Source organism: Bacteroides cellulosilyticus (assembly GCF_020091405.1).
Lineage (GTDB): Bacteria > Bacteroidota > Bacteroidia > Bacteroidales > Bacteroidaceae > Bacteroides.
The window spans coordinates 2858725-2870663 of the sequence record NZ_CP081903.1 but is presented as its reverse complement, the minus strand read 5'-3'; the positions used below and the strand labels follow the sequence as shown (position 1 = coordinate 2870663).

Annotated in this window: 10 protein-coding genes; 9 read left to right on the top strand and 1 reads right to left on the bottom strand. The window is 40.9% G+C overall.

From position 1 onward, the window contains the following. Positions 1 to 211: 211 nt before the first annotated feature. From K6V21_RS10205 to K6V21_RS10190, 4 genes are all read left to right on the top strand, one after another. Positions 212 to 1363, top strand: coding sequence for an ISAs1 family transposase (locus K6V21_RS10205; protein ID WP_224319883.1), 1152 nt, complete (start codon positions 212 to 214; stop codon positions 1361 to 1363). A gap of 181 nt (positions 1364 to 1544) precedes the next feature. Then, the gene (locus K6V21_RS10200) at positions 1545 to 2696 is read left to right on the top strand and encodes an ISAs1 family transposase (RefSeq protein WP_224319883.1); all 1152 of its coding nucleotides are present in this window, start codon (positions 1545 to 1547) and stop codon (positions 2694 to 2696) included. Between the two features lie 296 nt (positions 2697 to 2992). Next, a complete protein-coding gene (gene glf, locus K6V21_RS10195) occupies positions 2993 to 4096 on the top strand; it encodes a UDP-galactopyranose mutase (RefSeq protein WP_262903784.1) in 1104 nt (367 codons plus the stop codon). A gap of 12 nt (positions 4097 to 4108) precedes the next feature. Then, the gene (locus tag K6V21_RS10190; protein ID WP_217714768.1) at positions 4109 to 5137 is read left to right on the top strand and encodes a galactofuranosyltransferase; all 1029 of its coding nucleotides are present in this window, start codon (positions 4109 to 4111) and stop codon (positions 5135 to 5137) included. Positions 5138 to 5153: 16 nt separating this feature from the next. On the opposite strand, the gene K6V21_RS10185 is transcribed toward K6V21_RS10190, so the two are convergent. Beyond that, positions 5154 to 5834 (bottom strand): tetratricopeptide repeat protein, encoded by a 681-nt coding sequence (locus K6V21_RS10185; protein WP_044269661.1) that lies wholly within the window; start codon positions 5832 to 5834, stop codon positions 5154 to 5156. Between the two features lie 153 nt (positions 5835 to 5987). Here K6V21_RS10185 and K6V21_RS10180 point away from each other — a divergent pair, with 153 nt between their 5' ends. The 5 genes from K6V21_RS10180 (at position 5988) to rsgA (ending at position 11817) form a co-directional block, all read left to right on the top strand. Further along, a complete protein-coding gene (locus K6V21_RS10180) occupies positions 5988 to 7304 on the top strand; it encodes an MATE family efflux transporter (RefSeq protein WP_224321695.1) in 1317 nt (438 codons plus the stop codon). A gap of 49 nt (positions 7305 to 7353) precedes the next feature. Further along, the gene (gene pyrH / locus K6V21_RS10175; RefSeq protein WP_224321694.1) at positions 7354 to 8064 is read left to right on the top strand and encodes a UMP kinase; all 711 of its coding nucleotides are present in this window, start codon (positions 7354 to 7356) and stop codon (positions 8062 to 8064) included. A gap of 27 nt (positions 8065 to 8091) precedes the next feature. Next, a complete protein-coding gene (locus K6V21_RS10170) occupies positions 8092 to 10101 on the top strand; it encodes a sensor histidine kinase (RefSeq protein WP_224321693.1) in 2010 nt (669 codons plus the stop codon). Between the two features lie 111 nt (positions 10102 to 10212). Then, positions 10213 to 10773 (top strand): ribosome recycling factor, encoded by a 561-nt coding sequence (gene frr / locus K6V21_RS10165; protein ID WP_007213330.1) that lies wholly within the window; start codon positions 10213 to 10215, stop codon positions 10771 to 10773. 111 nt (positions 10774 to 10884) lie between these two features. Then, positions 10885 to 11817 carry a ribosome small subunit-dependent GTPase A gene (gene rsgA, locus K6V21_RS10160; RefSeq protein ID WP_224321692.1) on the top strand — a complete coding sequence of 311 codons (933 nt, stop codon included), beginning with the start codon at positions 10885 to 10887 and terminating at the stop codon, positions 11815 to 11817. The last annotated feature ends 122 nt before the right edge of the window (positions 11818 to 11939 follow it).

The window sequence follows — 11939 nt, the reverse complement described above, 5'->3', positions numbered from 1 at the left end:
CAATAATGGAGTACGTGCTCCACTAATGTGGTCAAACGGAATAAGGTACTGTTTCAGGGCTGACGCATTATAGTTTTTACCATAAATACTTATATTCAATTTATTAAAATCGCACTATATATAATTGACAATTAATGTATAAACTATTTTTATATGTCATCTTAAATTCTTATCTTTATAAGCAATTAAGAAACATAAATTGACTAAAATAATGGCAATATTTAGTATTTGTAAACAAATCAATGATCCTCGTATTGACAGAAAACGTGTACATTCTGCCGATGCTATCGTTTATATTTCAATGGCTGCTGTAATATGTGGTGCAGAATCCTGGTATGAAGTAGAAGATTTCGGCAATGCCAAGATTGACTTTTTCCGCGAACGGCTGCCCGGATTGGAATCTATCCCCAGTCACGATACCTTCAATCGTTTTTTCAGTGCTCTGAATCCTGAGTATTTCGAACGTATTTTTCGGCATTGGATGTTTGAAATCTGCGAGAAATATGAGGGTGTTGTAGCTATTGACGGCAAAACCATTCGTGGTGCCAGTAAATGTAGCTCATCTCACCCCACTGGTAATCGAAATTTTAAACTTCATATGGTTAGTGCTTGGGCTACAGCTAATGGCATCAGTCTTGGACAGCTGAAAGTTAATGAAAAACATAACGAGATCGTGGCTATCCCGTTGTTGTTAGAAGCCTTGGATTTAGTCAAGTGCATTGTAACCATTGATGCAATGGGGTGTCAAACGGATATTGCTAAAAAAATAATAGAGGGTGGAGCAGATTATGTCTTAGCTCTGAAAGAAAACCATAAGAATCTTTATAATACCGTCAAAAGTTGGTTTGATGATTTGGATGATAAAAATATCGATGTGAACAAAGCACATTATGCCACCAGATACGGCAAATATATAACAGAGGAAGAGTCTCATGGCAGACACGAACGCCGTGAATGTTTTGTGTACAGTTGCCAGGCTTTAACCGGAATGTTCAAAGAATGGAAGGGATTGAAGGCGGTTGTGAGAATATCTTCACAAAGAACAATCAAAACAACAGGCGAAACCTCTGTAAGCCATAGGTTTTATATCACCTCTTTAGGGCTGGAACCTCAAAAAATAGCAGAGTCTATACGGGCACATTGGGCTATTGAAAACAATTTGCATTGGCAGTTGGATGTCTCTTTTAATGAAGATGCAGGCAGAAAAACCGGAAATGCGGCACAAAACGTTTCACTTATGAATAAAATAGCACTGATGGTTATTAAGAAAAATGAAAGAAAAGGAAGCGTAAAAGGGAAAAGAAAGGCAGCAGGATGGGATAATGAACTACTTTGTGAACTTTTATCCATGAAATATTTTTAATGCGTCAGCCCTGCAACTGTACACCAGGGCTGACGCATTATAGTTTTTACCATAAATACTTATATTCAATTTATTAAAATCGCACTATATATAATTGACAATTAATGTATAAACTATTTTTATATGTCATCTTAAATTCTTATCTTTATAAGCAATTAAGAAACATAAATTGACTAAAATAATGGCAATATTTAGTATTTGTAAACAAATCAATGATCCTCGTATTGACAGAAAACGTGTACATTCTGCCGATGCTATCGTTTATATTTCAATGGCTGCTGTAATATGTGGTGCAGAATCCTGGTATGAAGTAGAAGATTTCGGCAATGCCAAGATTGACTTTTTCCGCGAACGGCTGCCCGGATTGGAATCTATCCCCAGTCACGATACCTTCAATCGTTTTTTCAGTGCTCTGAATCCTGAGTATTTCGAACGTATTTTTCGGCATTGGATGTTTGAAATCTGCGAGAAATATGAGGGTGTTGTAGCTATTGACGGCAAAACCATTCGTGGTGCCAGTAAATGTAGCTCATCTCACCCCACTGGTAATCGAAATTTTAAACTTCATATGGTTAGTGCTTGGGCTACAGCTAATGGCATCAGTCTTGGACAGCTGAAAGTTAATGAAAAACATAACGAGATCGTGGCTATCCCGTTGTTGTTAGAAGCCTTGGATTTAGTCAAGTGCATTGTAACCATTGATGCAATGGGGTGTCAAACGGATATTGCTAAAAAAATAATAGAGGGTGGAGCAGATTATGTCTTAGCTCTGAAAGAAAACCATAAGAATCTTTATAATACCGTCAAAAGTTGGTTTGATGATTTGGATGATAAAAATATCGATGTGAACAAAGCACATTATGCCACCAGATACGGCAAATATATAACAGAGGAAGAGTCTCATGGCAGACACGAACGCCGTGAATGTTTTGTGTACAGTTGCCAGGCTTTAACCGGAATGTTCAAAGAATGGAAGGGATTGAAGGCGGTTGTGAGAATATCTTCACAAAGAACAATCAAAACAACAGGCGAAACCTCTGTAAGCCATAGGTTTTATATCACCTCTTTAGGGCTGGAACCTCAAAAAATAGCAGAGTCTATACGGGCACATTGGGCTATTGAAAACAATTTGCATTGGCAGTTGGATGTCTCTTTTAATGAAGATGCAGGCAGAAAAACCGGAAATGCGGCACAAAACGTTTCACTTATGAATAAAATAGCACTGATGGTTATTAAGAAAAATGAAAGAAAAGGAAGCGTAAAAGGGAAAAGAAAGGCAGCAGGATGGGATAATGAACTACTTTGTGAACTTTTATCCATGAAATATTTTTAATGCGTCAGCCCTGGGTACTGTTTTGCAAGACAACCTACATACTTTTAGCAATAAACATACATTGCTTTGAGAAAGAACAATAAGGCTAAAACACAGTGTAACGTAGCATATTTCCCACCTGTTTGATATCATATTTCACTCATATCAAGACATTTATAATACGTAGCCAACTCGTTTGCCAGGCGGATAACGCTATAATTGCATTGCACCACATACTTTTACATATTCAAATGCTTTGATAAGATTTTATTTTTCTGTTACTTTGCAAACCAGAAGCATTAAATAAATGAAAAAGTATATATGACTATCTCGTTGTGGGTTCCGGTTTATTCGGTTCTGTTTTTGCTCAGATTATGAATGAAAACGGAAAGAAATGCCTGGTCATTGACAAGCGTAACCACACTGGAGGAAATATTTACACTAAAGAAGAAAATGATATAAAAATACATTGGTATGGAGCACATATATTCCATACGGACAATGAAGAAGTCTGGCATTACATAAACAGATTCGCAAAATTCAATAATTACGTTAACTCCCCTCTGGCATACAGCGAAGGAAGGCTTTACAATCTTCCTTTTAATATGAATACATTCAATAAGTTATGGAACGTAAATACTCCGGAAGAAGCAAAACATAAAATTCAGGAACAATGCTCTAAATATAAAGACATATCCCAGCCTGATAATCTGGAAGAGCAAGCACTGAAACTTTGCGGAGACGACATATATTACACTTTTATTAAGGAATATACGGAAAAGCAATGGGGACGCCCCGCCAACCAACTGCCGGCTTCCATCATCAAAAGAATACCCTTCCGCCTTACTTATAACAATAACTACTTCAACGATCCCTATCAAGGCATCCCTAAAGATGGATACACTGCACTCACCAATAATCTGTTAAAGGATATCGATGTTCAAACCGATACGAACTATTTTGACAACATACCCTATTTTCAGAGTATAGCCGAAAAGATACTTTTCACAGGTTGCATTGACGAGTATTTTGAATATAAATTTGGCAGACTGGATTACAGAAGCCTGAAGTTTGAACATATCCATCTGGATACTGACAATTATCAAGGTAATGCCGTAATCAACTACAATGAAGCAAAATACCCGTTTACACGAATCATCGAACATAAACATTTTGAATTCGGAAAACAGCCTTCAACTATCATAACCAAGGAGTATCCTCAGGAATACACACCTTCCGACGAACCTTACTATCCCATCAATGATGAAAAGAATTTAAAATGCTTCAATAAGTATAAGGCATTGGCAGAAAAAGATTCCCGTGTCATTTTCGGAGGACGTTTGGGACAATATGCATATTTCGATATGGATGATACTATTGCATCCGCCATATTGCTCACTAAAAAGGAGTTATCAATCTAAAAGAACAAAATAATGACCCGATATTATCTATCCAAAAACTATAATGGCCTGAACAATGCAGGTAATAAGGCAAAAACAGATATAGAAGAAATTCTCTCTAAACTGGGATATAAAAATGCCGGACTACCGCAAACCACTTATTCCAACAAGATAGCAGGCTTTTTAATAACCCTTGCCGGAGTACTAAAAGTTTTGTTTACAGTTTCTGCCAATGACGTGGTAGTCGTCCAGTATCCTTTCAAGAAGTATTACTCTTTCGTATGTAATATCATACACTTGAAACGGGGAAAGGTTATCACGATTATCCATGACTTGGGAACTTTCAGAAGAAAGAAGTTGACAGCAGAGCAGGAAATCAAACGCCTCAACCATTCGGATGTACTGATCGTACACAACGATAAGATGGAGATATGGCTGAAAGAGCAAGGATACAGCAAACCTATGGTATGCCTGGAGATTTTCGATTATCTATCTCCTTCCGTAAACAACAATACCCAGGAACCTAACCAGAAACCAATTAAGGTGATCTATGCAGGAGCACTGACTTACAAGAAAAACAGATACCTGTACTCTTTGAATGATGTGATGTCAAAATGGCAATTTGAACTTTACGGCGGAGGATTCGAAGAAGACAAAATAGAAGACAAGACGTTGTTCAAATTTAAAGGTTTTGTGCCTTCTGATCAGTTAATAGAACAGGTCAGCGCACACTTTGGCTTAATATGGGAAGGAGACTCTATCCATACCTGCTCGGGAGATTTCGGGATATACCTGAGGATAAACAATCCGCACAAGGTATCCTTATACATACGCTGCAATCTTCCCATAATTATATGGAAAGAAGCAGCATTGGCCTCATTTGTTGCAGAGAACAAAATAGGCGTGTGTATTGATTCACTGGAAGAGTTAGACTCCATATTATCATCCATTTCCGCAGAATCCTATGACGAAATGGTCAGAAATATAAAGGAGATCAACCAAAAGATTGCATCGGGCTATTATTGCAAAAGAGCAGTAGAAAACGCGGAAAGCTTATTATAGCTTACTTAATTACAGCTTACTTAATTTCCGCTTCCAGTTTCCTGATCTTTTCCAAGGTATTTCCCGCCTCTGTGGAAGGAAACAGTTGCAACACACGCTGCAAATAGTCCTTTGCTTTGGAGTAACCATTGGAGTAGACATCAGAAAGTCCGTTACGATAGCGGGCGTATTGCATCCGTGTAGGAGAAGTTATTTTCTTATAATCATCCTCCAGCTTCTTCTTTTCGCGTTCTGCTTGCAGGTAGTAATAACTCCCCAGAAAAATATTGGCTTGCAGATTATTGGCATCCAGCATCAAAACTTTTTCATAAGTTTTGACGGCATCTTTTTCCTTACCTCTCATCATCTCCATTTCGGCACACGACACAAGTGCAGGAACATCTTCGGAATGATACTGCAAGAATTCTCTGTAAAAAAGATAAGCTTTGTCATAATTCCGCTTACGCTTGTAATAGGTTGCCAACTCATTGACCAGACGGGGAGCCACGGCACTGTTTTTTTCTATTTGAGTCCAATAATACATTTCAGTCTGATCTGCTCCGGCAGCTATCGCCTGACGAAACAGACTCACAACATAATCATCCTGCCCCTCAGACAAGGCGGCAGACACCTTCTGTAGCAGTTCTCCCGCCGTTTGCGCAGAGAGCACAAAGGGGAAAGTAACCATTAATGAAAATAGCAAAGTTAAGGTTCTCATCTCTTATTAAATATTACCCAGTTTTTGTTACCGCAAATATATTCATTTTTCAAACATTATGTACTATAAAAATTGTTATTATCAGGTGCTTTTTTACCGTTTGCGACAAAAAGAGTACCTTTGTCGGTAAATAGAACAAACCAGAGTTTTAAAATGATTGCTCAAACTCCGAATATTATCAATAAAAGAATACTTCAGATAGCTGTACCCTCGATTATATCAAACATAACAGTTCCCCTGCTGGGACTGATTGATGTAACAATCGTAGGGCATCTGGGAGCCGCTGCATATATCGGAGCCATTGCCGTGGGCGGAATGTTATTCAATATTATCTACTGGATCTTCGGATTTTTGAGAATGGGGACCAGTGGAATGACCTCACAGGCATACGGCAAACATGATCTGGATGAAGTTGCACGACTTTTATTACGGTCGGTCGGAGTAGGATTGCTTATCGCCATTATCTTAGTGGCATTGCAATATCCCATCCGGAAGCTGGCATTCACTTTTATACAAACTACAGAGGAAGTAGAGCGATTGGCTACACTCTATTTCCGGATCTGTATCTGGGGAGCGCCTGCTATGCTCGGACTCTATGGATTCGCAGGTTGGTTCATCGGTATGCAGAATTCACGTTTCCCGATGTACATCGCCATCACACAAAATATTGTGAATATTGCCGCAAGCCTTTGTTTCGTTTATCTGTTCCACATGAAAGTTGCCGGGGTAGCTTGGGGAACACTTACGGCTCAATATGCCGGTTTCCTGATGGCATTATTATTATGGAGGCGATATTATGGAGGACTTAAAAAGCACGTTGCTTGGCATGAAGTGCTGAAAAAGGAAGCCATGCTGCGTTTTTTCCAGGTAAACCGGGATATCTTTCTACGAACCCTCTGTCTGGTCATTGTCACTCTATTTTTCACTTCTGCCGGAGCGGCACAAGGAGAAATAGTATTGGCCGTCAATACTTTGCTAATGCAATTATTCACTCTATTTTCTTATATCATGGATGGTTTTGCTTATTCAGGAGAAGCGTTAGTGGGTAAATATGTTGGTGCCAATAATCGACCGGCATTATATCGCACGGTTCGCCAGCTCTTCATTTGGGGTGTCGGTCTTTCCACAGGTTTCACCTTGCTTTATTTCTTTGGAGGCAAGTCATTCCTGGGACTGCTGACTAATGAAACCTCCGTCATTCGGGAAGCCGGAAATTACTTTTATTGGGTATTGGCAATCCCACTTACAGGTTTTGCCGCTTTCCTGTGGGATGGCATTTTTATAGGAGCCACTGCCACCCGACAAATGTTTTACTCCATGCTGGTAGCTTCCGGCAGCTTCTTCCTTGTCTATTACTCTTTACACGAATGGATGGGAAATCATGCCCTCTGGCTCGCTTTCATCGTCTATTTATCTCTCCGTGGCATCATGCAGGCAGTTTTAAGTAGAAAAATTCTGTACCAAAGTTAATCTTTACAGACAGAAAGCGTATATTTGCAGAAACTAAATGTAATATCATATGGCAAAGTATAAAAGAATCCTGTTAAAGCTCAGCGGCGAAAGCCTGATGGGCGAAAAACAATATGGCATTGACGAGAAGCGCCTTGCCGAATATGCAGCACAGATCAAGGAAATCCATGAACTGGGCGTTCAGATAGGTATCGTCATCGGCGGTGGAAATATTTTCCGTGGATTGAGTGGTGCAAACAAAGGTTTCGACCGCGTAAAAGGCGACCAAATGGGTATGCTCGCAACTGTAATCAACAGTTTGGCACTAAGCTCTGCCCTGGTAGCCACCGGCGTAAAGGCACGTGTACTTACAGCCGTACGCATGGAACCTATCGGAGAATTTTATAATAAGTGGAAAGCCATCGAAAGCATGGAAGCAGGCGAAGTCGTTATTATGTCTGCCGGAACGGGAAATCCGTTCTTCACTACAGACACGGGCTCTTCTCTACGCGGTATCGAGATTGAAGCCGATGTCATGCTAAAAGGTACACGTGTGGATGGTATCTATACCGCAGACCCGGAAAAAGATCCGACTGCTACAAAATTCGACGATATCACTTATGACGAAGTATTGAAACGTGGTTTGAAAGTGATGGACCTCACCGCCACTTGCATGTGCAAAGAAAACAATTTGCCAATCATCGTGTTCGACATGGATACAGTGGGTAATTTGAAAAAAGTAATGCAAGGAGAAGAAATCGGAACATTAGTACACAATTAAATAAGTACACCAAACAAACATAAATAAATGGGAAAAGCGGCTAACCGGCTTAAACCCTACGTCATCTGCTACCTACTTTTCCATTGCACCCTGACGTTGGGGTATGCCTCTGAGAATCTGACCGCCTCTAAAGACAGTTTAATTCACCTGTTGGATTCAGCGTCAGTTTCTTCAAGGCGACTGGAGTTGCTGACTCACCTTAGCGACATAGGGCTGATACAGGACGACTATACCTATACGGAAAAGTTATGGGAACAAGCTGTAGCGAGCAACAATCAAGACGCTATGTTCACCTCCGTTCGTTCGCTGGCACTGCGTCACCTCAATCTCTGTCAATTGGATTCTGCCGATTTGTGGATTGAAAAAGCCCGCATCCATCTGCGGGGAAAGCCCAAAGAAGTAGTTTTGCAATATCTGGGCATGATGCATGACATACGCAGTTTTACACAGCGGAAAGAACTGGCACAGAGATTAGTAGCAGATAGTCAAGTAGTATTTCAGGCATCAAACCCTTATCCTTACATGAGGAGACTGTATGCGCTTGGAGTCATCTCACTAATGCTGGAAGGCAGCAATGACCAGCTAAGGCCTTGGGATAGCTATCTGCAAGAGGGATTGAAAATAGCACGCACCATACCACTTGAAGAAGACTACCTGTTCAGAACCCAATTTTTGTTGGGATTAGGCAGCTCGGATTTGAAGTATACCCAGGAACTGATGGAGCTTTACAAAGAATACCGCCAACTGCCCAAAGTAAAAAAACGCATATTCCTCTCACACCAGATAGAGATTGCAGCCATTGCCCGCATGCTGAATCATGGTGATGAAATAGGGCGCAACCAGATGGATTACTACTTTGGAGAGTTCCAGCGTATGGTAAAACTTTATCCACAGGACGTGGTGCCTCCATTGGACTTTTATTATTACGATGTAGCGCGAAATTATTATAGCTATATAAAAGACTATCCCAAAGCCATTGAGTGCTGTGATTCTGTCATCAGAACCGCTCCCCAATATGGGATGGACAATTCATATTATTACGAAGAAAGGAGCAAATATCTTGCCCTATCCAGTCGTTGGCAGGAAGCCTACCAGGCAATTACGGATTACATCACCATTAAAGATTCCATCGAGTCACAAAACATATCCGAAGAACTGACAGAGCTACAGACCCAATACGACGTCAGCCGTTTGGAACTGGACAAAGCTAACCTGATATCCCGCCAACAGGGCATATACATCGCATTGATAAGTCTCTTGCTGGTAGTTCTTGCCGGATGGCTCATACACGTCTATCGCATTTTGCGCATCACCCGTCATCTAAAACTGAATCTGGAGACAGAGAGCCGGAAAGCCAAAGAGAGTGAGAAGATGAAAACAATCTTCATGAACTCCATGTCGCATGAGATACGTACCCCTCTCAACGCTATTCAAGGGTTCAGCAGTATCATTCTGAGTGAAGAAGTTGAAGAGGATATGAAAACTGAAATGAAGGAAAGCATTGAACAAGGCATAACACAATTAACCAACCTGATGGACGATATGATGGAAATATCACAACTGGGCTGCACCAATGATATGCTCCCAGTAGGTACGGTTTACATTGGGCAGTTGTGCGAAGAATGCATGACAATAGAAACACGGAAATTCCGCAAACCGAACACTGAGTACCGGATTGAGAATCAATGTATTTCACAGACTTATCAGACAAACCGCCAATACCTTGCCAAAGCTATTTGTAATTTGCTGGCCAATGCCAACAAATTTACCCCACAAGGCAGTATCATCCTTAACTGCCACGAAAACGACACCCGAAGCAAGCTGATTATATCCGTCACAGATACCGGTCCCGGCATTCCACCGGAAAAAAGGGAATGGGTATTTGAAGCATTCACAAAGATAGACGATTTTATACCTGGCACCGGGCTTGGACTTTATGTTTGTCATGAAATAACAAAGCACTTGGGAGGGAAAATATATATCGATTCTACCTATACGGAAGGGACACGGATGGTGATAGAGCTTCCGATAGGATAAGAAATAAGTTTTCTTATCCTGCTTTCTGCCTTGAGAGCTTGCAGATTATCAAAAAATAATCTACTTTTGTTCAATCAAAATTAGAGAAGTAAAACTCCAAAACCAAAGAATATGAGAGAAGTAAAAGAAATCTTAGATGAAGCGCAAGAAAAAATGGATATGGCCGTCATGTATCTGGAAGAAGCATTGGCTCACATCCGCGCCGGAAAAGCAGACGTTCGTTTGCTGGACGGTATCCGTGTGGATTCCTATGGAAGCATGGTTCCCATCAATAACGTAGCTGCCGTAAATACTCCGGATGCCCGTAGTATAGTCATCAAGCCCTGGGACAAAAGCATGTTCAAGGTGATTGAGAAAGCCATCATCGACTCCAGCCTTGGCATCATGCCGGAAAATAACGGTGAAATCATCCGTATCGGCATTCCACCGCTGACCGAAGAACGTCGTAAACAACTTGCCAAACAATGTAAAGGTGAAGGCGAAACTGCCAAAGTGAGCGTACGTAATGCCCGCCGTGATGCAATCGATGGCCTGAAAAAGTCTGTTAAAGACGGCCTGGCAGAAGATGCACAAAAGGGAGGTGAAGAGAAATTGCAGAAGATTCACGATAAATACATCAAGCAAATTGATGATATGCTGGCTGCAAAGGACAAAGAAATCATGACCGTATAAAAACCAATTGACAATTGACAATTAATAATTGACAATTACCCTATGACATAATAGTAAAGGGATTCTGCCAAACGTTAATTGTCAATTGTCAGTTATCAACTGTCAATTGAATTGAGGGGACTGGTAATAAAAAATACAGGTAGTTGGTATTTGGTAAAAACCGACGAAGGTAAATGTGTGGAGTGCAAAATCAAGGGTAACTTCCGGTTAAAAGGCATTCGCAGTACCAACCCGGTAGCTGTGGGAGACTATGTCCAAATCATTCTGAATCCGGAAGGAACTGCTTTCATCAGTGAAATAGAAGACCGGAAAAATTACATTATCCGTCGTGCTTCCAATCTCTCCAAGCAATCGCATATTCTCGCTGCAAACCTTGACCAAAGCATGCTTATCGTAACGGTCAACTATCCGGAAACATCCACCACCTTTATCGACCGTTTTCTGGCTTCTGCCGAAGCATACCGTGTTCCGGTAAAAATCATCTTCAATAAAATAGACGCATACAATGAAGAGGAACTTCATTATATGAACAGCCTCATCAATCTCTATACCACTATCGGTTATCCCTGCTTCAAAGTCTCCGCCAAAACCGGTGAAGGCATTGAACTCATTCAGGAAGAACTTAAAGGGCGGGTAACACTTTTCTCCGGTCATTCCGGTGTAGGAAAATCAACGCTCATCAACGCAATATTGCCTGAACAGGACGTAAAAACGGGTGAGATTTCCACCTACCACAACAAAGGAATGCACACCACTACGTTCTCTGAGATGTTTCCCGTTCCGGGAGACGGATATATCATTGACACACCAGGCATCAAAGGTTTCGGAACATTCGATATGGAAGAGGAGGAAATAGGACACTACTTTCCGGAGATATTTAAGCTCTCCGCCGATTGCCGTTACGGTAACTGTACGCATCGCCACGAACCGGGGTGTGCTGTACGAAAAGCCGTGGAGGAGCACTACATCAGCGAATCACGTTATGCCTCATACCTTAACATGTTGGAAGACAAAGAGGAAGGTAAATACAGAGCGGCGTATTAAAAAAAGAGTGGTAGGGTGATAAGGTGATAAAGCATTTGCTTATCACTTTAGCATTTTATCACTTTATCACCTTATCACCCTTTTTCATATCACTTTATCACCTTTTTTAACGCTTCTCGCAT

What these genes read in the sequence shown, in the direction of transcription:
- K6V21_RS10185 (WP_044269661.1), bottom strand. Translation starts at nt 5,834, where the DNA reads ATGAGAACCTTAACTTTGCTATTTTCATTAATGGTTACTTTCCCCTTT.
- K6V21_RS10180 (WP_224321695.1), top strand. Translation starts at nt 5,988, where the DNA reads ATGATTGCTCAAACTCCGAATATTATCAATAAAAGAATACTTCAGATA.
- K6V21_RS10200 (WP_224319883.1), top strand. Translation starts at nt 1,545, where the DNA reads ATGGCAATATTTAGTATTTGTAAACAAATCAATGATCCTCGTATTGAC.
- K6V21_RS10170 (WP_224321693.1), top strand. Translation starts at nt 8,092, where the DNA reads ATGGGAAAAGCGGCTAACCGGCTTAAACCCTACGTCATCTGCTACCTA.
- K6V21_RS10205 (WP_224319883.1), top strand. Translation starts at nt 212, where the DNA reads ATGGCAATATTTAGTATTTGTAAACAAATCAATGATCCTCGTATTGAC.
- frr (WP_007213330.1), top strand. Translation starts at nt 10,213, where the DNA reads ATGAGAGAAGTAAAAGAAATCTTAGATGAAGCGCAAGAAAAAATGGAT.
- K6V21_RS10190 (WP_217714768.1), top strand. Translation starts at nt 4,109, where the DNA reads ATGACCCGATATTATCTATCCAAAAACTATAATGGCCTGAACAATGCA.
- pyrH (WP_224321694.1), top strand. Translation starts at nt 7,354, where the DNA reads ATGGCAAAGTATAAAAGAATCCTGTTAAAGCTCAGCGGCGAAAGCCTG.